The sequence below is a fragment of the Sphingomonas sp. LHG3406-1 genome, from assembly GCF_029637485.1.
GTDB lineage: Bacteria > Pseudomonadota > Alphaproteobacteria > Sphingomonadales > Sphingomonadaceae > Sphingomicrobium.
Genome location: NZ_CP069128.1, coordinates 223,704 through 243,322, shown reverse-complemented (window position 1 = coordinate 243,322; position 19,619 = coordinate 223,704). Strand labels below are relative to the sequence as shown.

Below are 19,619 nucleotides of genomic sequence, written 5' to 3'. Positions count from 1 at the left end.
AGGCGGATGCGGGAAGGCAACGCGCGCTCGCGTCAGCACCGCTCGACGGGCGGGATCGGACGGCGGTGGTCAAGCGCCGGGACTCGGCCGCGGACGCGCCTGATCTCCTCCAGCTCGACGTCGGCAAAGGCAAGGCCCGGCGCACCGTCCATCTCCAGCAGCAGCTTGCCCCAGGGATCGGCGACGAGGCTGTGGCCATAGGTTTCGCGCCCGTCCTCGTGCCGACCTGCCTGCGCCGCCGCGACGACGAACAGGCCGGCCTCGATTGCCCGGGCCCGGAGCAGCACCTGCCAATGGGCTTGGCCGGTCGGGACGGTAAAGGCGGCGGGAACGGCGATCGTCTCCGCCCCCGCTTCCGCCAGCGCCGCGAACAGGGCGGGAAAACGCAGGTCGTAGCAGATGGCGAGGCCGAGATTGCCGACCGGAGTGCCCTCGACCACCACCGCGCGCTCGCCGGGCGCATAGCTGGCCGATTCCCGCCAGCTTTCGCCGGTCGGCAGGTCGACATCGAACAGGTGGAGCTTGTCGTAGGTCGCGCGGATGCCGCCGGCGGGATCGATGACGAAGGCGCGGTTGGCGAGCTTGCCACCATCGCTTCTGACCGCGAGGCTGCCGACATGCACCCACAGCCCTTCGCGCGCCGCCGCATCGCGAACGGCGGCGAGGACCGGATCATCCTCCTGGCTGCGGTAATGGCCCGAAGCCCGCTCGCGGTCGCGATCGAGGAGACCGCTCATTTCGGGCGTGAACAGCATGGCCGCGCCGCCGGCCCTGGCCTGACCTGCGGCATCCACAAGCGCCGCGGCGTTGCGGGCCGGATCGACGCCCGTCTGCGCCTGGAGGAGCGCGATCCGGCTCATGCGGCGAGCAGCGGGTCCAGCCGGCCTTCGCGCTCGAGCGCGAACAGATCGTCACAGCCGCCGACGTGACGCCCGTCGATGAAGATCTGCGGCACGGTCATGCGACCGCAACGCTCGATCATTTCGTCGCGCTTGGGTCCGCCGGCGTCGAGATTGTAGGTGGTCGGCGTAATGCCCTTGCCGCGCAGCAGCTCGCTCGCGCGAATGCAATAGGGGCAGGTGGTCTTCAGGTACATTTCGACGGTCGCCACGGGCGTCCCTCCTTTCGATCGAGGTTTCAGCCCTAGATAGATGGCGCGGCGCGTAACGCCAGTGTCAGCGGACCACGCGGGCGAAGGCGAGCAGCTCGACCCTCCGGGCACCGGCCTTGCGGAGCAACCTCGCGCAGGCCTCGGCGGTGGCGCCGGTGGTCATGACATCGTCGACGAGGATCACGTCCCGAGCCTTCACCGACGCCCCGTTGCGGAGGGCGAAGACGCCCTTCACCGTTCGCCGCCGTTCGGCAGGGCTCATCCCCTTGAGTCGGGGGGTGGCGCGAGTGCGTCGGAGGAGGTCGGGATCGAGCGGCCGGCCAAGGGCCCTCGCGATCAGCAGCGACTGGTTGAAGCCGCGGCTCCACAGCCGCCAGCGATGCAGCGGCACCGGCACCAGCAGGGCGTCTTGCGACAAGTCGGCAAGCGGCCGCTTCATCAAGCCGGCCATGGTTCGCGCCAGCGCGATCTTGCGGCCATATTTGAGATGCGTGGCGATGGTACGCGGCACGTCACCATAGATGAGCGCGGCGCGCACCCGGTCGAGCGGTCCCGGGCTGACTTCGCAGGAGGTGCAGACCTGCAACTCGCCCGGCTTCAGCGGAAGTCCGCAGCGATCACAGCCGCCGGTCGCGAACTCGAGCTTGCCCCAGCAGGCAGTGCAGAAAAGGTCGACGGCCTCGGTGATCTCGCCGCAACCAGGGCAGCGCGGCGGAAGCGCGAAGTCGAGCAGCCAGCGAATGCCAGCGAGTCCCACGGCACTAACGCCGCCTGGGGCAATCGCACTCATCCCCCCTTGTCCCTCCAGCGGGGCGTAACCACAAGGGGGCATGGCCGATCCCTTGTTCGATGCCGCCGCGCGGGAGCAGCGTCGCCGCCGCGCCCTTTCCCGAACGCCGCGCCCGTTCCTCGCCGAGCGGATCGTCGAGGACTGGCTCGAGCGGCTGGCACCGGTGCAGCGGCGATTCGTGCAAGCGCTGGTCACCGGCTGTCCGCCGGCGCTTCATGCGCGACTGTCAGGCGTGGCCGGGGACGTGCGCTACGCCGATACGGTCGACGGCCTTGCTGCCGAGGAGGAAGGCTCGCTCGACCTCATCCTGGTGATGGGAGAGCTGGACGCGCGCGACGAACTTCCGCTGCTGCTGCGGATCATCGCCTCACGCCTTGCCCCGGGGGGGCTGCTGGCGGGCGCGATCGTCGGGGGCCAGAGCCTGCCGGCGCTGCGGGCGGCCATCCATGCGGCGGGCGAAGCGGAAGGTGTCTTCGCGGCGCGGGCGCATCCGATGGTCGAGCCCGGCGCCTTTGCCGGGCTGCTCGGCGCCGCGGGGCTTGCCGATCCGGTCGTCGACATCGAGCGGCTGCGGCTGCGCTATCGGTCGTTCGGCAAGCTTGTGGCCGACCTGAGGGACCATGCCGGGACCAACATGCTCGCCGCCCGCCCGCGCGCCGGGCTCAAGCGGGCGCAGCTTGCCGCGGCAACGGCAGCCTTCGCTGCACTGGCCGACAAGGGAGCGACCGAGGAACGGATCGAACTGCTCCACTATGGTGCGTGGAGCCCGGTCGGGAATAATCGTCCTTAACCGCGTCGAAAGCTTTTGCGGCGAAAGGTTCGTTAACTGTGCGTAATTACCAGTGTCGGCGTGGACGTGGACCAGAGGAGGGTGGCGTGACGGCTATCCGAACGATGTTGCGCATGTTGCGCGCCGACGAACGGGGCGCAACGGCGATCGAATATGGACTCATCGCGGCGCTTATCTCCGTCGCCTGCATCAGTGGCTTCAGCGCCATGGGTGGCGGCAGCAACGGCATGTGGGGCGGGATCGGCAACAAGGTCGAAAAGGCGATGAACAAGTAAGGCCGGCGCTCCTGGCGGAACGCCGACCCTATTGTAGCCCGTGACCGAAGCCGGAATGGACGCCGGCGCTCGGCTAGCGGCGCTGGCCGTAGACGACCAGCTTCACCCGCTGTCCGGGCACCAGCCGCGCATTGGCGGCAAGGCCGTTCAGCGACAGGAAGCGATCGGCCTGGAAGTTCGAATAAGCCATCCTGCTCGCCAGGCTCTGAACAGTATCACCGGGCCGGACCGTGTAGATGTCGATCACCCGCGGCCGAATCGAGGTGGCTTCCTGCGCGCTGATGCGGCGCAGCGAGTTGACCATCGAGCCGAATGGGCCAACTCCCTGCCCACCCCGCGTCAGCATGGTGAAGTCGTAGGCGGTGTTCTGGTCGAAGGCGTAGGCAAAGACGCTGACGTCGACGATGCCGCTGGAGGTCTGCGCTCGCGCGACGACATATTCGACCGGAAGGCCGTTGATCTGGGTCCGGTTGTTCTCGATCACCTGGATCTGGGTGCGGCCGCCGGTCAGCTGCTGGATCCGCTGCTGGATGTACGTCTGGAGGCTGCCTGAAAACCGGCCGCCACGGAACTGCGCCTGGCCGGCCGATCCCTGGATGGACACGGCGTCGGTGCTGTTCTGCATCAGGTAGCCGGTCGGCACGGTGAAGGCGAGCCGCAGGTCGGGGTGGACGAAGGTGCGCCCCTCGATCACGCCCTGCGCAGGATCGTCGTCGACGAACACGCCATCGAGCTGGTTGAGGAACTGGTCGCGGTTGCGAAGGCCGGTGCCGGCGCGTCCGGTCTGGCGCGCCATTTGCGATGCCTGAGCGACGCGATTGGCGCTGTTGGGGTGCGTGGTCGCCCATTCCGGCGTCGAGCGACTGTCGCGGCCCTGCACTCGCGCCTGGAGGGCCGTCGCCCGGCCGAGCGCCGCGAGCATGGTGGAGGAGGCTGCCGGATCGTACCCGGCCCGCGCCAGATAGCTGATGCCGAGCCGGTCGGCATCATATTCCTGGTTGCGGCTGAAGCTCAGCGTGTTGAGCTGCGAACCGGTCTGGGCGAGCTGACCGATGACATTGCCGAAGCCGCCGCCGATCACCGAGCCGAGAATCGTGCCGAGAATGCCGCCGATGGCGTTGCGCTGTGAAGCCGCCTGGCGTGCCTGCGCATGGTTGGCGGCGATATGGCCGGTCTCGTGGCCGAGCACGAAGGCAAGCTCCGCCTCGTCGTTCATCAGGCCCATCAGCTGCCGGGTGATGTAGATGTAGCCGCCGGGAACGGCGAAGGCATTCTCCACCGCCGAGTTCAGCGTGGTGAAGCGGTAGGCGCCCGGATTGACGCCGGAGTAAGTGGCAACCCGGCGGCCGATGCTTTCGACATAGGCGCCGCGCGCACCGGTCTCGGCACCGCCGAACTCCTCGATTACCTGGGGGTGCTGACGCTGCGCTTCCTGCACGTAGCGGCTGCTGAGGTTGCGGTAGCCCGACTGGGCGGAAAGCGCGGCAGGGGTCGCGACGACCGCGGCGGCGCTCATAAGAAGAAGGGTCTTGCGCATGATGGATGTCCGTAAGGATGGTTGCTTATCGCCATCCTGAACGGAACGGGTGCGGTATGGGTTCCGGCATGCAGGGGCCGCCTAAAGCCGCCCGTGTGCGTCCTCGGTCTGGAACATCCGGTCGACTTCGGCGACCAGATCCTTGAGGTGGAACGGCTTGCTCAGCATCTTGGCTTCCGGTGCCGCACGGCCACTCTGCAGCGCCACGGCGGCGAAGCCGGTAATGAACATGACCCGGATCGAAGGATCGATCACGCCGGCCTTCTGAGCCAGTTCGATCCCGTCCATTTCCGGCATGACGATGTCGGTCAGCAGCAGGTCGAAGCTCTCGGCTTCGAGCAGGGGCATGGCCTCCGTTCCGCAGCCGACGGCCTTGACCGAATAGCCGACGCGTTCCAGTGCCCGCGCGAGGTATTCGCGCATCGAGCTATCATCTTCGGCCAGGAGGATCTTGATCATGAGCGGACGTCCTTATGCGCCGAAGCTTTAAGATATTCTAGGCGGAACGGGCTTTCTCTGCTCCACGTTGAACCGAAACGATACACAGCTGGCAGTCAGTCCCTTGCCCTTTCGCTCGTCCGACGTCGGTTCACTGCCTCCGCCACGCCTGGTTCCAGGCAGTGGACGACTCCCCATCCTGCTGTCGGTTCCGCATGCCGGGCGCAATTATCCCGACTGGCTGCTGCGCCTCAGCCGGCGCGGACAGGCGAGCCTCCATCCGCTTGAGGACCCGCTGGTCGACCGACTGGTGTGGCGGGCGCAGGCACTCGGCCTGACCTGCGTCATCGCCGACGCACCACGCGCCGCCATCGACTGCAACCGCGCTGAGGACGAACTCGATCCCAGTGTCATCGCCCTGCCGCCTGGCGCCGGCCATGACGGCTGGCGGGTTCGTGCCGGGCTTGGCCTGGTGCCGGGGCGGCTGGCGGGGAGCGGCGAACTGTGGCGGCGGCGGATCGGGCCGGCGGAGCTTGAAGCCCGCTTGGCTGGCGTCTGGCGGCCCTACCACCAGCTTCTCGCAGACCAGCTGGCCGAACTTCAGAAGCGCCACGCCGAGGTACTGCTGCTCGATTGCCATTCCATGCCGTGGCGGGCGGGTCAGGCCGAGCTGGTCCTCGGCGATCGCCATGGCCGGAGCGCGGCGCCCTTTGTCACCGACGTCGCGCGGCGGACGGCGGAAGAAGCGGGCTTCCGGGCAGCCGCCAACGACCCCTATGCAGGCGGCCATATCGTCGCTGCTCATGGCGCTCCCGATCGCGGCATCCATGCGCTGCAGCTGGAGCTCGACCGCCGCTGCTATCTCGATGCTGGCGGCATGGCGCCCGGCGAGGGCTTCGACCGGTCGGCCCGGCTGGTCGAGGCGATCGCCCGGACGCTCGGCGAGGCCCTGCTCGACCGAAGTGGTCTGCCGCTCGCCGCCGAATAGAAAAAACCCCCGGCGAGCAATCGCCAGGGGTCAGTTCAAGGGGAACGCATCCAGGCCGAACGGGCCCGGTGCCTTTACAAGGTGGGAGGTAAAGGACCGCGCGGCAAGCGAGGAGAGCCCTCGATCCGCCGCGCCGGGATCACGCCTCGACCGGCTGCGGCGCGGCGCCGTTCGGAGCCGGGAGCGGCCCCTTGCCCTGGGCGACCTGCCGAGCAAAGATCTCGCGGGTCTGCGACAGGCTGAACAGGTGGGCATAGATGAGCGGCAGGAGACCGTTCTGGTTCATCTTGCGCAGCTCGTCGCCGCGAAGCTCGCGCAGCTTCTCCTCGTCGACCATCTGGAAGCCACGATAAACGAAGGGCTGATCGGCGCCTTCCGGCTGGATGGCGACTTCGCCGTCCATCAGCAGGCCGGTCTTCTTGAGCTCGGCCATGAACATGCCGGTGCGTTGGCCGGCTTCCTCGAACTGCTCGCAGAACTGCAGCACGGCCTTGGTCGCCTCGCTCGGCTGGCCGTCCTCGAACAGGGGCTGACCGTCCTCATACTCACCGATCGCGCCGGCGGTCGGGTCGACGCACAGCGACAGCTCGTCGCTGCCCTCGACAAGCCGGGCCAGCAGGAACGGATAGCGGCGGAGATAGGCCGGCATGTAGACATTGTTCTCGATCGGCTTGCCTTCGGCGTCGACGAAGGTGTTCACGCCCTCGTTCAGGCCCATCAGCGCCAGCGGCACCGACTCCTCGCCGGCCGAGAAGATGATCGGGTAATGGCGCTGCGCCAGCGCAAACTCGTCAACCGTCAGCGGAACGGCATGGACGCTGGCCAGCGCCGGCAGGGACTGCAGCCCGCGGACCTTCAGCGAACCATGCTGCTGGCTGCTGATCGGCTCCAGCTGGTTGTAGAGCATCGGAAGGCCGTTGTTCGGCGCCGCGGAAGCCATGAAAAGTCTCTCCTGGAAAAACGGGCTCGGCGCCCAGCCGACCCCCGCAGATGGTTCTGCGCCGCGCCTCTATGCGGGCTTGGGCCGGCTTGCAAGACTGGCACCCGACGTTGCAAGACGTGGCGCACCGAGGTTCAGGTGAAGTTCAACGCGGCGCCCACAGATCAAGGCAACCACCCCCTCCCTTCCCCGCTCCAGCGAAGGCCGCTCCCACCCGCATGATCCTGTCCCTTCCCATCTTGACGTGGATTGCCAGCCTGGCCGGCTGGCAGGGTACCGGCCCCGTGGCGGTAAGCCGGCTGGTGGTGCGACAGGAGGTGATCCTGCGTGTGCCGGTTGTCCGGCCGAGGGTCGCCCGGCCGCTTCGCTGGGAGGAGAAGAAGGGGCCCAAGTGCATCGAGTCCGACGCTATCGTCGCGGCCGCGCTGGCGAACGAGCGCTCCATCGACTTCCTCCTCCGCGACCGCTCCCGGATCCGGGCGCGGATGGACGACGACTGTCCGACGCTCGATTTCTATGGCAACTTCTACATCCAGCCGAGCGACGATCGCATCTGCGCCAAGCGGGACGAGATCCGCAGCCGCATCGGCGGCTCATGCCGCATTGAGAAGTTCCGGCGGATGGTTTCGAAACCGCTCTAGCTTTGCGCTGGCGTTGCGCTTTCCTTGACTTGCGCGAGCGTCTGGCGCACGGCGCGAAGCGCCTGGCGGGCCATGAATTGGGCCGGCCGCTCCTCTTCTGACCGGACTATTTGATGCCATTTGCCGATCTCGGCCTTTCCGACGACCTGCTGCGCGCCATCGGCGACAGCGGCTACACCGAACCGACCCCGATTCAGGCCGGCGCCATTCCGCCCGTGCTGATGGGCAAGGACCTGATCGGGATCGCCCAGACCGGCACCGGCAAGACCGCCGCCTTCGTGCTGCCGATGATCGACATCCTCGGCGAGGGTCGCAGCCGGGCGCGCATGCCGCGCAGCCTGATCCTCGAACCAACCCGCGAATTGGCCGCCCAGGTCGCCGAGAATTTCGAGAAGTACGGCAAGTATCACAAGCTCTCGATGGCCCTGCTGATCGGCGGCGTGCAGATGGGCGATCAGGTCAAGGCGCTGGAAAAGGGCGTTGACGTTCTAATCGCGACGCCAGGCCGGCTGATGGACTTGTTCGGCCGCGGCAAGATCCTGCTCACCGGCTGCGACCTGCTGGTCATCGACGAGGCGGACCGGATGCTCGACATGGGCTTCATCCCCGACATCGAGGAGATCTGCACCAAGCTTCCCAAGCAGCGGCAGACCCTGCTCTTCTCGGCGACCATGCCCGCGCCGATCCAGAAGCTGGCGGCCAAGTTCCTGACCGACCCGCGCCGGATTGAGGTGGCGCGGCCGGCCAGTGCCAATCTCAACATCGACGCGCAGCTGGTCGAGACACGCTCGGACAAGAAACGCGAGGTGCTTCGCGACCTGCTCCGCGCCGAGGACGTCACCACCGCCATCATCTTCTGCAATCGCAAGACCACGGTGCGCGAACTGTCCACCAGCCTCAAGCGCTCGGGTTTTGCGGTCGGTCAGATCCATGGCGACATGGAGCAGGCGGCGCGGATCGCCGAGCTCGACCGCTTCAAGGGCGGCGAGATAAACATCCTGGTCGCCTCCGACGTCGCCGCCCGCGGGCTCGACATCAAGGGCGTGAGCCACGTCTTCAACTTCGACGTGCCGTGGCAGCCGGACGATTATGTTCACCGGATCGGCCGCACCGGTCGCGCCGGCGCCAAGGGCAAAGCCTTCACTCTCGCCACCCGTGAAGACAGCGAAGCCGTGTCGCAGATCGAGAAGCTGACCGGCGGCAAGATTCCCCGTGCGGGCAAGGTCGACGCCGAAGGGCCGGGTACGATCGAGGCCGAGACGCCGATCGCCGAAGCCAAGCCCCGCCGCCGCTCCAGGTCGACCTCCCGGCCTGCGGACGAAGAATCCCAGCCCCGCCGCGAGAAGGCAGCGAAGCCGGCTTCGGCTTCGGCTTCGGCTTCGGTTCCGGCTCCGGCTCCGGCTCCGGCGCCCGCCAGGGAGACGCGCCCCGCCCCGGCAGCGCCGGCCGACGAGGATGGTTGGAACGGGCCGCTGCCGAGCTTCCTTTCGGTGTCGCTCGGCTGACGCGAGGCGGGTGGACGCGCCACGGGCGATTGCCTAGGCTGCCCTCCTCACCACCAGGGGGGTAAGCGTATGATCATCGCGGCGACATTGCTCTTGAGCCTTCAGGCTGCGGCGACGCCGCCGGCAACGGCCGACGTGAAGCCCAAGAAGGTCTGCCGGACGATCGAGGATACGGGCACGCGGATGAGCCGCACCCGGGTCTGCAAGTATCCGGAAGACTGGGCCCGCGACAAGCAGCAGGCCGAGGATTTCGCCACTTCGCGCCAGCTCGACGTGAACCGCCCGATCGAGCCGTCGCGCCCGCCGTCCTGATCCGCCCCGGCGCGTCATCGACCCGTCACGGCTGACGCGCTAAGCGCGTGCCCATGGACGCGATCATTTACCACAACCCCGCCTGCGGCACCTCCCGCAACGTGCTCGCCTTCCTGCGCGAGCACGGGATCGAGCCGCGGGTGATCGAATATCTGAAGACGCCGCCGACCCGCGACGAGGTTCGCGACCTTGCCCGCATGGCCGGCGTTCCGCTGCGCGACCTGCTGCGCGAGAAGGGCACGCCATTTGCGGAGCTTGGACTCGGCGATCCGGCGAAGGATGACGACGCCCTGCTCGACGCGGTCGCCAAGCATCCGATCCTGCTTAATCGCCCGATCGTCGTCGTCGGCGATCGTGCGCGCCTCTGCCGCCCGAGCGAGACGGTTCACGCCTTCCTCGACGAAGTTAAGGGTTAACCGGACCATCAACGCCGCGCCGACTCGCTGGCACGACGAGACGAACTCACCCTCTGCCCGTTCATGGGCTAAGCTACTCGCTTGCAAGGAGTAGCCCATGACGTGGAAGATCGCCCGCTCCGAGGCTCTCGCCGATCCGCAGGCCGCCAGGATCAAGGTTCTTCAGAAGCTGCAGCGGCTGGGCGAACTGGAGGACGCGGAGAGCGACGTGGTGCGCGTCCTACTTGACGCAATCCTGATGGTGGAAAGCTACCGTGGCGCCCGCCATCAGATCACCTTCCTGCCGGAAATGACTCGCAGCGTCGATCACCTGCTGCGCGAGCTCGACATCCTCGACAAGGCGGACGAATTGGCGTCGGCCTGAGGCTGCGGCCTTGAACGAAGGAAGGGCTGATCCGCGGACCAGCCCTTCCCTCTTGGAGACTTACTTCGAGCCGATCTGATTGCCGGCCTGGCCCTTGGCGTAGAGACCCTGCTTCTCGAGGCCCTTCAGCACGTCATCGGCGACCTTGGCATTGTACGCAGCCACGGTGCTGATTTCCTTGCCGTTCTTGTCGAGCAGCATCGGCTCGCCAGTCGAGCCTTCCGGAACCAGGCGCACGAACACCGGATTGGGATAGAGGTGGTTCGACGCACCGTTCGAACCGTCGACAACCGCACCGATGACTCCGCCGGCGAGAATGTTGCCAAAGGTCGACCCGCCCATGCGGCTCTGGATGTAGACTTCAACGGGCTTGTAGCCGGCCCGGCTGTAGGTCGCCATCGAGTCCGAACCGCGCTTCATGTCGAACTTGCACGGCGTGGTGCAGGAAGGACCGGTCACCAGCTTGATCACGGCGCCGTCCGGATCCGAGCGGAACGAGACGGGCTGGCTGGTGCCGTTCATGACGGTGGCGCAGCCGGTCACGCCGAAAGAGGCCGCTGCAGCAGCGGCAAGAATAATGGAGCGCTTCACGAAATTTCCCCCGGTTAAGACTGGCAAGGCCCCTGCCTTGCATCGCGCAATTAATCGCCGGAACCTCAAGACAGCAAGTCAAAGGCTCTAAAAATTGGCAAGAATGGCACGCTGTTGATTTACCGCCACAATCGTCACTCTAGATCGGCGGCTCATCTATCAGGCCAGAGAGCGGAATGCCGGGACTGCAGCTGTTTACAGCCTCTTTCTGCAGCTTCTGCGCGAAGGCGCCTCAAGCCGGCATGGCTCACATGCGATGGTGCAGCGTGTCGAACGGTTCCTCCGCCCTGCCCAAGAGCATCTCTTCGCTCACCACCGCGTGGAAGATGCAAGAGGGCGTGTCCTCGTCATCGTCGTCGATCACGAAGTAGACCTTCGCCTTGTCGTGCTGGTCAAGCGTCAGCCCTTCGATCTTGCCCTCGAAGGGTCCCCCATGTTCGTCGGTCAGGTGGGTCCATCGTGCCTCACCGTCCGCCTCGATGATGCCGAGCACCGACCCCTTGATCTCGCCCGAGGACGAATCTTCGGCGGATGCGGAGAAGAGAACCCGGCCGGCGCCGAGATGTTCGGCGTCCGAGAAGGTCAGCCGGACGCCGCCGAGCCTCCCGAGATCGTAGCTGCGGACATTCTGCAGCGCTGGCGGCGAAGTCCGGTCGGGTCCGCTCAAATGCTCGCACAGCGCCTGCCAGGAGAAATCGGCCGTGGCGTCGACCGGATCGAGGCCGTCGCACGGGTCGGCATTGCCACGCTGGAACAGGCGGATGCGATCGTGGTCGAGTGACAGTGCACCCTCGATATTGAGCCCGGCGCCGCTGAACGCCTTGTGCTCGCGCATGGCGGCATAGAAGCCTGGTGCGGGCACGAACTCGGCGTTCAGCTCGCCGCCCTGCTCTTGCTCGCGCACCCGCAGCACCCATTCGCGCTCTGCGCGCGACCCCGAGGAGAAGCCGACCAGCTCGCACTCGTCGCCGCTCGTGACGGTGACACAGGCTTCGAGGTCGTATTTATCGTCCTTGTTGCCGCGCGTCTCGCTGAACACGCGGTCGCCGGCCGGGCTCGGCGGCAGGGGAACGGCGGTGATCTGCTGGTCGGCATCGATCAGGGCCAGCCAGTTGGCGTCATCCTGGATGACGGCAAGGCATTCGCGAAACGGGCTGAGGCCGGACGCGGCGCGGACATGCGGCGGCCGGTCGTCCTCGTCCGACGGCCCGTCACGGTAAGTCATCTTGTGCCGCGCAATCACCCGTGCGTTCCAGCGGGGTTCCTCGACGGCGCGAACATGATTGGCCATGGCTAAGCAACGGAAGGAGGCCGGCGCAGGTTCCTCGCGCCGCCCGTGCGTCAGTGGCCGTAAAGCGCCCCGAGCAGCCCGATGTTGAAGACGGGGATCATCGATACCCAGGACGACACCAAAATGGCGAAGAGGAACAACAGGCCCTTGCCCAGCCCACCCGGCCAGCGATCGAACCAGATGCCGCGGCCCGTTCGGAGGAAAGCGACGATCAGGGCCACGTACATGACGAGGCTGGCAATGAGCTTGAGGCTATCCATCATCGGCAGCGGTCCCAGGAACAGGATCGGCACCGTCCAGGCGCACAGCAGGACGAGCGTGGCGCGCATCGAGCGACGCCAGTCGAGGCCGCTCCACCAGCGGATCAGCGGCGCTCCGAAGGCGACGTAGAACACCGACATCAGCGGCACGGCGACCAGGCCCATCCAGCCGTCGGCATCGTCGATGAACAGCTCGCGGCTCTTGCCCGATGCCTTGATCCAGCGTTCGAGAGTCTCGGCGGGCTGTTGTTCGATGATCCCCTTGAGGCCGCCCATCAGGAACATGTAGAACATGAGCACGCCGCACAGCGCCAGGTAGAAGCCGAACGGCCGGGCATAGCGACCGCCCGCCGTCGGCCCGCGCTCGAGATAGGCGATCAGCACGTCGCGGGGTCGCACCAGGAGATCGCGAAAGGTGCGATACTCGAGCTCGCCGAATCCGGTGGTCTCCTCGGCCAGATCGGCGAAGCGGAGGCGGCCCTCGCTGGAGGTGCCCGCCGGCGGCGGGGTCATTGCTGGCGTTCCCCTGCCTGCTTGCGGGCTGCGGCGATTCCGCCCGCGAAGAAGCCGAAGATCAGGCCGAGCGCCAGATTGTCGAACACGACCCAGACGAAGCCCGCCACCAGCAGGAACGCACCGACGCTGAATGCTGCCTTCTTCTGCATGTCGTCCCCCTCGACTGCCCGAACTTGGAGGCAGATCGGAGGACGGGTCAAGCCTTCTTGGAACGCCGACGGTAGCGGTCGAGGAACGCCCGCGCATGGTCCGCGAGGCGCCCCTCGCCGATCGCCTCGCGCAAGCCCTGCATCATGCGCTGGTAGAACCAGAGGTTGTGCTCGGTCATCAGCATCGCACCGAGGATCTCGCCCGAGCGGACAAGGTGGTGGAGATAGGCGCGGCTGTAGCGCGAGCAAGCCGGACACGGACAACCGGGCTCGATCGCCTCCTTGTCCTCGGCATGGGACGCGTTGCGGATGTTGATGGGGCCGTCGGCGGTGAAGGCCTGGCCGGTGCGACCGGAGCGTGTCGGAAGCACGCAGTCGAACATGTCGATCCCGCGCACCACTGCCTCGACGATGTCGTCGGGCTTGCCGACGCCCATCAGATAGCGGGGCTTGTGTTCGGGCAGTTGACCAGGCGCGAAGTCGAGGCAGCCGAGCATCGCCTCCTGCCCCTCGCCCACCGCCAGGCCGCCGACCGCATAGCCGTCGAAGCCGATCTCGATCAGCCCATCCGCCGAGCGCTTGCGCAAGCCCTCGTCGAGCACGCCCTGCTGGATGCCGAACAGCGCCGCCCCCTCGGCATGCGCGCCGCCGCGGTCGAACGCGTCGCGGCTGCGCCTGGCCCAGCGGAGCGAGCGCTCCATCGCCTCGACCTGCTTTCTGGCCGGCGCGTCGGCGGGGACGAGCTGGTCGAATTGCATGACGATGTCGGAGCCCAACAGCCGCTGCACCTCGATCGACCGCTCCGGCGAGAGCATGTTGCGGCTGCCATCGAGGTGGCTCTTGAAGCTCACCCCTTCTTCCGTGACCTTGGTCAGGTCGCTGAGGCTCATCACCTGATAGCCGCCGCTGTCGGTCAGGATCGGCCGTTCCCAGCCCATGAAGTGGTGCAGCCCGCCGAGCCGCGCCACCCGCTCGGCGCCGGGTCGGAGCATCAGGTGATAGGTGTTGCCAAGGATGATGTCTGCGCCCGCCGCGCGCACCCCCTCGGGCTTCACCGCCTTGACCGTCGCGGCGGTGCCGACCGGCATGAAGGCCGGCGTGCGTATCTCGCCCCGGCGCATGGCGATGGTACCGAGCCGCGCGCGGCCGTCGGTGGCATGAATGGTGAAGGCGAAGCGGGGAGGCATAAGGCGTTCGCCCCTAACCCCTAGCCCCGAGCCAAGTCGAGGGGCGGTCCTCGACTTCGCCTCGACCGAGCGGCTAGCAGGCGGATGTGATCGAACCCTGGCTCTACCCGGCCCTTACCGCCGTCGCTCTCCTCACCGGCTTCATCGACGCCATTGCCGGCGGCGGCGGGCTGATCATGATGCCGGCGCTGCTAGTCAGCGGGATCCCGCCGATCCAGGCGCTCGGCACCAACAAGCTCCAGTCCATGTGCGGTACCTTCGTCGCCATGCTCAACTATGGCCGCAAGGGGTTGATCGACTGGCGGGCGAACCTCGGCACGGCGGTCGTGGTGTTTGCCGGGGCCTGCGCGGGCGTGATGCTGGTGCGACGCGTCGCGGCAGAGACGCTGGCGCTGATCATCCCGCTCTTTCTGCTGGCCAATGCCGCCTACATCCTCTTCTCGCCGCGCATGACGGACGAGGATGCGCACCAGCGACTGTCGGCTCGCGGCTATGCACCGGTGGGCGGCGCGATCGGGCTGTATGACGGCTTCTTCGGGCCGGGAACGGGCAGCTTCTTCACCTCAAGCCTGGTGGCGCTGCGCGGCCTCGGCCTGACCCGCGCCACCGCGCTGACCAAGTTCTTCAACTGGACCAGCAATGTCGCTTCGGTGCTGCTGTTCGCACTCGGCGGCGACATCCTGTGGCTGCTGGGCGCCTGCATGGCGGCGGGTGCGATGGCCGGCGGCTGGCTCGGCAGCCATACGGCAATGCGCTTTGGCGCGCGGCTGATCCGTCCCCTGCTGGTGGTCGCCAGCCTTGCTCTCACCGCCCGACTGCTTTGGGCCTGGTTCGCCTGAGCACGCGAAGCTGAACGAAAGACAACAAGCCGTTCAGTTTCAGACAACGCTTGTTCACTTAGCCGTTCGTTACGCGACGTGAATGAGTGGGGAAGCGATGCAGGGGAAAGCATGCGCCATTGTCCTGATGGCCGCCGTTCTGGCGGGCTGCACGGACGCGCCTTCCCGGCAGGCCGAAACGCCAGCCGCCCGGGAGAAGGCGGCGGCGGCCTGGGTGCAAGGTGGAGCGCAGGCAAAGGCAAGTGTGGCCGCGGCGCCCTTGCCACGACGTGCCGAGGCCTCGAAGGGCAAGGCTCAACCCAAGTCCGGGCGCGCCGAGCGCTCGTCCGACGATCTCGTCTACGTGACCGTCACCACCACCATCTCCGACGCGCCGGAGCGCACCGCCGACAATGGCGGGTCGAACGCGCTTCCCGTGCGCCGTCCGGGTCAGCGGGAGGGCGTGTTCGCCGTCCCGCTGGCCGTGTCAGGGCTCGAGGATCCGACCGTCTTCTAGCGCCGAAGCGAGTCGCGAATCTCGCGGAGCAGCAGCACTTCCTCGGGCGGGGCCGCCGCCTCTTCCTCGCGCATCACCTTCGCGGCGGTGCGGACGATCAGGAAGACGATGAAGGCGAGCAGCAGGAAGCTGACAACCGTGGTCAGGAACTTGCCCCAGCCGAGCATCGGCACCCCGGCCTTCTTCAGCGCCGCATAGTCGGTCGGCGAGCCGGCGTAGGTGGCGGGTATGTCGCCCAAAAGAACGAACTTGCTCGAGAAGTCGAGGCCCCCGGTGGCCGCACCGATCAGCGGCATGATGATGTCGTCGGTCAGGCTGCTGACGATCGTGCCGAAGGCCGCGCCGATGATGACGCCGACCGCAAGGCCGAGGACGTTGCCGCGATTGATGAACGAACGGAATTCTCCGAGCATGCAGTTCTTCCCCCAGAAGCTTCAGGCATGACGCAGGCACCGGCCGGCGGGCAGTCTTTGGTCCGCCCTGGCCCGACAAGCGTGGCACGAAGCGCCCGCCATGGCTATATCGCCGTCATGGCAGGCGAAATCGAGCGGCGGCGGCAGACGATGGTGGGGCTCGGCCTTGCCACGGGCATCATCGCGGCCTTCCTCGTCCTGCACATCGGGGCCGTCTTCTTCCTACCCTTGGAAGGCGCGTGGCTGACCACTGCACCGCTGCTGGTGGCCGTGCTGAGCTGGCTGAGCGTCGGCCTGTTCATCGTCGCGCACGACGCCATGCACGGCAGCCTGGCGCCGGGACGGCCGGGGGTGAACCTCTTCTTCGGGCGGCTGACCCTGCTGCTCTACGCCGGCTTCTGGATGGACCGGCTCCGGCCCAAGCATTTCGACCACCACAAGCATGTCGGGACCGAGCATGATCCGGACTTCGCGGCCGATCATCCGACGCGCTTCTGGCCCTGGTACCTGACTTTCATGAAACGCTACTTCGGGCTTCGTGAATATCTGATCCTCAATATCCTCGTGCTCGCCTATGTGCTGGTGCTGAAGGCGCCGATCGCCAATCTCCTGCTGTTCTGGGCGCTTCCGGCCATCCTCTCCTCGGTGCAGCTCTTCTACTTCGGCACCTATCTGCCGCACCGGCACGAGGAAGCGGAGTTCGCCGACGAGCATCGCGCGCGCAGCAACGATTTCCCGGCCTGGCTGTCGCTGCTCACCTGCTTCCACTTCGGCTATCACCGCGAGCATCATCTGAGCCCCGGCACGCCCTGGTGGGCGCTTCCGTCCAAGCGGCGCGAGCTGCAGCTTCCCGCCTGACCCCTTGGCCCGAATCGCGCTCATCTGCCCGCCGTTCGCGGCGCATGTCGCCAGCTTCCGCGCGCTCGGCGAGGAGCTGGCGCGGCGCGGCCACGAGCCTCTCTTCCTGTTCAACGCGGGCGGCGGCGGCGCAACGGGCGACATCCCCGTCCGCCACGTGCCCGCGAGGCCCGGCGATCCGGTCGTCGCCGAGGTCCTGGCCCGCTCGCAAAAGCCCGGCGGCCTGGTCGCGACCCTCCGCACCATCGCCGACAGCGCTGCACTGACTGACCAGCTCTGCAATGGCGGTCGTGCGGCGCTGGAGAAGGAGGGCGCCGCCGCCGTGATCGGCGACCAGATGGAGCCGGCCGCCTATCTCCTCGCCCGCGGCCTCGGCCTCCCCTTCGTCGGGCTCGCCTGCGCACTGCCGATCGATGCGGCACCGGGCATTCCCCTGCCCTTCCTCGACTGGCCGTTCGAGCCGGAGGCCGAGGGCAAGCTGCGGCGTACGGCGGCGATCGGCGATGCCTTGAGCGGACGCCAGAACAAGGTGATCGCCGGCTGGGCCGAGCGCTTCGGCCTGACGCGCCATCGCCGGCTGCAGGATTGTCTCGGGCAAACGCAGCTGGCGCAGGTCGTGCCCGCCTATGACTTCCCCCGGCCCGACCCCCTGCCCTTCGTGCCCGTCGGCCCGCTCCGCCGACCGGAGGAGCTGGCCGACCAGCCCCTGCCCTTCGACCCGCCCGCCGGCCAGCCGCTGGTGTTCGCCACCATGGGAACGCTGCTTGGCGGCGATCTAAAGCTGTGGCGGGCACTGGCCGAAGCGTGCAGGCAAGCCGGCGCGGCGCTGGTGCTGGCCCATGGCGGCCTGCTGCGCGACAAGGAGGCAGCCAGCCTCGGCGCGCACCATGCCGCCGCTTTCCTGCCCTACCGTTCGGTCATGCGGAAGGCCGCCCTCGTCATCACTCATGGCGGGAGCAACACCGTGCTCGATGCGCTCGGCTGCGGCGTGCCCCTGCTGGTGCGCCCGGTCGCTTTCGACCAGCCCGGCAACCTCGCCCGAATCCGCCACCATGGCCTCGGCGAGGAGCTTGCGAGCATGCGGCGCCCGGCACGGATCGCTCAGCAGATCAGGCGGCTGGTCGGCGACGAGGGGGTTCGGGAGCGCTGCGCGGCCGTGGCAAGAGCGCTGGATGCGGCCGGTGGCGCCAGCCGGGCTGCCGACGTCGTCGAGACCGTGCTGCGCTGACTAGCGCGCTGGCAACAGCAGGCTTGAATCCCCATAGCTGTAGAAGCGGTACCCCGATGCGATCGCATGGGCGTAGGCGCGCCGCATCGTGTCAATTCCCATCAGCGCGCTGACCAGCATGAACAGGGTCGACTTGGGCAGGTGGAAGTTGGTCATCAGCCCGCCGACCGCTTTCCACTGGTATCCCGGCGTGATGAAGATGTCGGTGTCGCCCTCGAACGGCCGGATGGTGCCGTCATCGGCCGCCGCGCTTTCGAGCAGGCGGAGGACGGTGGTGCCGACCGCGATGATTCGCCCGCCCCTTGCCCGAACCGCGTTGAGGCGCTCGGCCGTGGCGGCGTCGATGCGGCCCCACTCGGCGTGCATCTTGTGCTCGGCGGTATCGTCCGCCTTGATTGGCAGGAAGGTGCCGGCCCCGACATGCAGGGTCAGGGTCTCGCGGGCGATCCTGGCAGCATCCACTTCGGCAATCAGGCGCGGCGTGAAATGGAGCGAAGCCGTCGGCGCAGCGACCGCCCCTTCCCTCGCCGCGAACATGGTTTGGTAATCCTCCGCGTCATCCTCGTCGATCGGCCGCTTGGACGCGATGTACGGCGGTAGCGGCATGGTGCCGGCGCGGGTCAGCAGGAGTTCGACCGCCTCGTCGCCGAGGAAGCGCAGCAGCAGCGCTCCATCCGCACCCTTCTCCTCGCACACGGCCTCGACCCCGCCGCCGAAGGTGACGGTCTCGCCTACCTTCACCCGGCGCGCATTGCGGACGAAGGCCCACCAGGCGCGCAGGTCATGGCGCTTGTGCAGCGTCGCCCCGATCCGCGCCCCCGGCCCGCTGTGGGGCCCGTCCACGAAGGCCCGAACCCGGCCCTCCAGCTGTGCGGGGATGACCTTGGTGTCGTTGAAGACCAGCACGTCGCCCGGCGAAAGCAGCTTCGGCAGATCGCGCACGCCTCTGTCGTCGAGCAGGTCGCCGTCGACCAGCAGCATGCGCGCACTGTCCCGCGGCCGCGCCGGGCGCAGCGCGATATTCCCCTCGGGGAGGGTAAAGTCGAACAGGTCCACCTTCATGCGGCGGCTGCTTACGACCGCGGCACGAGAATGGAAGAGGGCCGATCAGCCGCCGAGGGTCGCCCGCACGATTCGGGTCGGCTCGGCCGGCGGCTCGCCGGGCGCGATCTGGTCGACGAAGTTCATGCCCGACACGATCCGGCCGAAGACGGTATATTTGCCATCGAGCGACACGCGGGGCACGAACATGATGTAGAACTGGCTGTTGGCACTGTCCGGCGCGCTCGAGCGGGCGGCGGCGACGGTGCCGCGCAGGTGCGGCAGGCTGTTGAACTCCGCCTTGACGTCCGGAAGCTCGCTGCCGCCGGTGCCGTCGCCCTTGGGATCGCCGCCCTGCGCCATGAAGGTCGGGATGACGCGGTGGAAGGTCAGGCCATTGTAGAAGCCCTGACGGGTCAGCGTCTTGATCCGCTCGACCGCCAGCGGCGCGGCGTCGGGGCGAAGCTGGATGGTCACCTGGCCGCCATTCGACAGATCGAGGATCCAGCGGTTCGACGGGTCGGCGGCGATCTCGGCCGGCGCGTTGATCGGCAGCGGCGCGGCGGTGGCCGCGACCTGGGCCGAAGCCGGGGAAAGGGCTGCCGCCAGCCCGAGCAGCGGCAACGCGAACTTCAGAATCATA

General features: G+C 67.5%; 26 protein-coding genes. 12 read left to right on the top strand and 14 right to left on the bottom strand.

Annotation, left to right across the window (positions count from 1 at the left end; translation table 11 throughout):
* Positions 1-32: 32 nt before the first annotated feature.
* The 3 genes from JOY29_RS01255 to JOY29_RS01245 form a co-directional block, all read right to left on the bottom strand.
* Entirely contained in the window at positions 33-860 is an 828-nt protein-coding gene (locus JOY29_RS01255) for a carbon-nitrogen hydrolase family protein (protein ID WP_300974391.1), read from the bottom strand.
* A complete protein-coding gene (grxC, locus tag JOY29_RS01250; RefSeq protein WP_300974390.1) occupies positions 857-1,111 on the bottom strand; it encodes a glutaredoxin 3 in 255 nt (84 codons plus the stop codon). Before grxC ends, JOY29_RS01255 begins: the two co-directional genes overlap by 4 nt.
* 64 nt (positions 1,112-1,175) lie before the next feature.
* Positions 1,176-1,868, bottom strand: a complete 693-nt coding sequence (locus tag JOY29_RS01245) for a double zinc ribbon domain-containing protein (RefSeq protein ID WP_367280024.1) — start codon at positions 1,866-1,868, stop codon at positions 1,176-1,178.
* Positions 1,869-1,941: 73 nt separating this feature from the next.
* On the opposite strand from JOY29_RS01245, the gene JOY29_RS01240 reads away from it, so the two are divergent.
* Positions 1,942-2,691 (top strand): SAM-dependent methyltransferase, encoded by a 750-nt coding sequence (locus JOY29_RS01240; protein ID WP_300974388.1) that lies wholly within the window; start codon positions 1,942-1,944, stop codon positions 2,689-2,691.
* An 86-nt stretch (positions 2,692-2,777) separates the two neighbouring features.
* Positions 2,778-2,966, top strand: coding sequence for a Flp family type IVb pilin (locus JOY29_RS01235; protein ID WP_300974387.1), 189 nt, complete (start codon positions 2,778-2,780; stop codon positions 2,964-2,966).
* Between the two features lie 73 nt (positions 2,967-3,039).
* On the opposite strand, the gene JOY29_RS01230 is transcribed toward JOY29_RS01235, so the two are convergent.
* Both JOY29_RS01230 and cpdR read right to left on the bottom strand, forming a co-directional pair.
* Positions 3,040-4,503, bottom strand: a complete 1,464-nt coding sequence (locus JOY29_RS01230; protein WP_300974386.1) for a M48 family metalloprotease — start codon at positions 4,501-4,503, stop codon at positions 3,040-3,042.
* Between the two features lie 81 nt (positions 4,504-4,584).
* Positions 4,585-4,962, bottom strand: a complete 378-nt coding sequence (cpdR, locus tag JOY29_RS01225) for a cell cycle two-component system response regulator CpdR (RefSeq protein WP_300974385.1) — start codon at positions 4,960-4,962, stop codon at positions 4,585-4,587.
* 103 nt (positions 4,963-5,065) lie between these two features.
* Between cpdR and JOY29_RS01220 the strand changes: the two genes are divergently transcribed.
* Entirely contained in the window at positions 5,066-5,929 is an 864-nt protein-coding gene (locus tag JOY29_RS01220) for an N-formylglutamate amidohydrolase (protein WP_300974384.1), read from the top strand.
* 139 nt (positions 5,930-6,068) lie between these two features.
* Here JOY29_RS01220 and JOY29_RS01215 read toward each other — a convergent pair whose 3' ends face one another.
* Complete coding sequence (locus JOY29_RS01215) at positions 6,069-6,869, bottom strand: SapC family protein (RefSeq protein WP_300974383.1); 801 nt, start codon at positions 6,867-6,869, stop codon at positions 6,069-6,071.
* A gap of 218 nt (positions 6,870-7,087) precedes the next feature.
* Here JOY29_RS01215 and JOY29_RS01210 point away from each other — a divergent pair, with 218 nt between their 5' ends.
* From JOY29_RS01210 to JOY29_RS01190, 5 genes are all read left to right on the top strand, one after another.
* Positions 7,088-7,510, top strand: a complete 423-nt coding sequence (locus JOY29_RS01210; RefSeq protein WP_300974382.1) for a hypothetical protein — start codon at positions 7,088-7,090, stop codon at positions 7,508-7,510.
* A 113-nt stretch (positions 7,511-7,623) separates the two neighbouring features.
* On the top strand, positions 7,624-9,015 hold the full coding sequence (locus tag JOY29_RS01205) for a DEAD/DEAH box helicase (RefSeq protein WP_300974381.1): 1,392 nt from the start codon (positions 7,624-7,626) through the stop codon (positions 9,013-9,015).
* 69 nt (positions 9,016-9,084) lie between these two features.
* Positions 9,085-9,327: a hypothetical protein gene (locus JOY29_RS01200; protein ID WP_300974380.1), complete on the top strand. Its 243-nt coding sequence runs from the start codon at positions 9,085-9,087 to the stop codon at positions 9,325-9,327.
* Between the two features lie 53 nt (positions 9,328-9,380).
* The gene (gene arsC / locus JOY29_RS01195; protein ID WP_300974379.1) at positions 9,381-9,743 is read left to right on the top strand and encodes an arsenate reductase (glutaredoxin); all 363 of its coding nucleotides are present in this window, start codon (positions 9,381-9,383) and stop codon (positions 9,741-9,743) included.
* A gap of 97 nt (positions 9,744-9,840) precedes the next feature.
* On the top strand, positions 9,841-10,107 hold the full coding sequence (locus JOY29_RS01190) for a hypothetical protein (RefSeq protein ID WP_300974378.1): 267 nt from the start codon (positions 9,841-9,843) through the stop codon (positions 10,105-10,107).
* 60 nt (positions 10,108-10,167) lie between these two features.
* Here JOY29_RS01190 and JOY29_RS01185 read toward each other — a convergent pair whose 3' ends face one another.
* The 5 genes from JOY29_RS01185 to tgt form a co-directional block, all read right to left on the bottom strand.
* A complete protein-coding gene (locus JOY29_RS01185) occupies positions 10,168-10,698 on the bottom strand; it encodes a hypothetical protein (RefSeq protein ID WP_300974377.1) in 531 nt (176 codons plus the stop codon).
* Positions 10,699-10,945: 247 nt separating this feature from the next.
* Positions 10,946-11,989, bottom strand: coding sequence for a hypothetical protein (locus JOY29_RS01180; protein ID WP_300974376.1), 1,044 nt, complete (start codon positions 11,987-11,989; stop codon positions 10,946-10,948).
* Between the two features lie 50 nt (positions 11,990-12,039).
* Entirely contained in the window at positions 12,040-12,762 is a 723-nt protein-coding gene (locus JOY29_RS01175; RefSeq protein ID WP_300974375.1) for a hypothetical protein, read from the bottom strand.
* Positions 12,759-12,914 carry a hypothetical protein gene (locus tag JOY29_RS01170; protein WP_300974374.1) on the bottom strand — a complete coding sequence of 52 codons (156 nt, stop codon included), beginning with the start codon at positions 12,912-12,914 and terminating at the stop codon, positions 12,759-12,761. The genes JOY29_RS01175 and JOY29_RS01170 overlap by 4 nt, the downstream gene beginning before the upstream one ends.
* Positions 12,915-12,961: 47 nt before the next feature.
* The gene (gene tgt / locus JOY29_RS01165) at positions 12,962-14,101 is read right to left on the bottom strand and encodes a tRNA guanosine(34) transglycosylase Tgt (protein ID WP_300974373.1); all 1,140 of its coding nucleotides are present in this window, start codon (positions 14,099-14,101) and stop codon (positions 12,962-12,964) included.
* An 86-nt stretch (positions 14,102-14,187) separates the two neighbouring features.
* On the opposite strand from tgt, the gene JOY29_RS01160 reads away from it, so the two are divergent.
* The gene (locus JOY29_RS01160; protein ID WP_300974372.1) at positions 14,188-14,940 is read left to right on the top strand and encodes a TSUP family transporter; all 753 of its coding nucleotides are present in this window, start codon (positions 14,188-14,190) and stop codon (positions 14,938-14,940) included.
* A gap of 127 nt (positions 14,941-15,067) precedes the next feature.
* Entirely contained in the window at positions 15,068-15,436 is a 369-nt protein-coding gene (locus tag JOY29_RS01155; RefSeq protein WP_300974371.1) for a hypothetical protein, read from the top strand.
* Here JOY29_RS01155 and mscL read toward each other — a convergent pair.
* Positions 15,433-15,849, bottom strand: coding sequence for a large conductance mechanosensitive channel protein MscL (gene mscL / locus JOY29_RS01150; protein WP_300974370.1), 417 nt, complete (start codon positions 15,847-15,849; stop codon positions 15,433-15,435). The genes JOY29_RS01155 and mscL overlap by 4 nt on opposite strands.
* Positions 15,850-15,930: 81 nt before the next feature.
* Between mscL and JOY29_RS01145 the strand changes: the two genes are divergently transcribed.
* Together JOY29_RS01145 and JOY29_RS01140 are read left to right on the top strand one after the other, a co-directional pair.
* Positions 15,931-16,707: a fatty acid desaturase gene (locus JOY29_RS01145; RefSeq protein ID WP_300974369.1), complete on the top strand. Its 777-nt coding sequence runs from the start codon at positions 15,931-15,933 to the stop codon at positions 16,705-16,707.
* 4 nt (positions 16,708-16,711) lie between these two features.
* Entirely contained in the window at positions 16,712-17,935 is a 1,224-nt protein-coding gene (locus JOY29_RS01140) for a nucleotide disphospho-sugar-binding domain-containing protein (protein ID WP_300974368.1), read from the top strand.
* Here the strand turns inward: JOY29_RS01140 and queA are convergent, their stop codons facing one another.
* Together queA and JOY29_RS01130 are read right to left on the bottom strand one after the other, a co-directional pair.
* Entirely contained in the window at positions 17,936-18,997 is a 1,062-nt protein-coding gene (gene queA / locus JOY29_RS01135; RefSeq protein WP_300974367.1) for a tRNA preQ1(34) S-adenosylmethionine ribosyltransferase-isomerase QueA, read from the bottom strand.
* Positions 18,998-19,042: 45 nt separating this feature from the next.
* A complete protein-coding gene (locus JOY29_RS01130; protein ID WP_300975565.1) occupies positions 19,043-19,612 on the bottom strand; it encodes a peptidylprolyl isomerase in 570 nt (189 codons plus the stop codon).
* Positions 19,613-19,619 lie beyond the last annotated feature (7 nt).

Coding starts and splice junctions, on each gene's coding strand:
- JOY29_RS01255 (WP_300974391.1), bottom strand. CDS start 860: ATGAGCCGGATCGCGCTCCTCCAGGCGCAGACGGGCGTCGATCCGGCC.
- JOY29_RS01240 (WP_300974388.1), top strand. CDS start 1,942: ATGGCCGATCCCTTGTTCGATGCCGCCGCGCGGGAGCAGCGTCGCCGC.
- JOY29_RS01230 (WP_300974386.1), bottom strand. CDS start 4,503: ATGCGCAAGACCCTTCTTCTTATGAGCGCCGCCGCGGTCGTCGCGACC.
- cpdR (WP_300974385.1), bottom strand. CDS start 4,962: ATGATCAAGATCCTCCTGGCCGAAGATGATAGCTCGATGCGCGAATAC.
- JOY29_RS01215 (WP_300974383.1), bottom strand. CDS start 6,869: ATGGCTTCCGCGGCGCCGAACAACGGCCTTCCGATGCTCTACAACCAG.
- JOY29_RS01210 (WP_300974382.1), top strand. CDS start 7,088: ATGATCCTGTCCCTTCCCATCTTGACGTGGATTGCCAGCCTGGCCGGC.
- JOY29_RS01205 (WP_300974381.1), top strand. CDS start 7,624: ATGCCATTTGCCGATCTCGGCCTTTCCGACGACCTGCTGCGCGCCATC.
- JOY29_RS01200 (WP_300974380.1), top strand. CDS start 9,085: ATGATCATCGCGGCGACATTGCTCTTGAGCCTTCAGGCTGCGGCGACG.
- arsC (WP_300974379.1), top strand. CDS start 9,381: ATGGACGCGATCATTTACCACAACCCCGCCTGCGGCACCTCCCGCAAC.
- JOY29_RS01190 (WP_300974378.1), top strand. CDS start 9,841: ATGACGTGGAAGATCGCCCGCTCCGAGGCTCTCGCCGATCCGCAGGCC.
- JOY29_RS01180 (WP_300974376.1), bottom strand. CDS start 11,989: ATGGCCAATCATGTTCGCGCCGTCGAGGAACCCCGCTGGAACGCACGG.
- JOY29_RS01175 (WP_300974375.1), bottom strand. CDS start 12,762: ATGACCCCGCCGCCGGCGGGCACCTCCAGCGAGGGCCGCCTCCGCTTC.
- JOY29_RS01170 (WP_300974374.1), bottom strand. CDS start 12,914: ATGCAGAAGAAGGCAGCATTCAGCGTCGGTGCGTTCCTGCTGGTGGCG.
- tgt (WP_300974373.1), bottom strand. CDS start 14,101: ATGCCTCCCCGCTTCGCCTTCACCATTCATGCCACCGACGGCCGCGCG.
- JOY29_RS01155 (WP_300974371.1), top strand. CDS start 15,068: ATGGCCGCCGTTCTGGCGGGCTGCACGGACGCGCCTTCCCGGCAGGCC.
- mscL (WP_300974370.1), bottom strand. CDS start 15,849: ATGCTCGGAGAATTCCGTTCGTTCATCAATCGCGGCAACGTCCTCGGC.
- queA (WP_300974367.1), bottom strand. CDS start 18,997: ATGAAGGTGGACCTGTTCGACTTTACCCTCCCCGAGGGGAATATCGCG.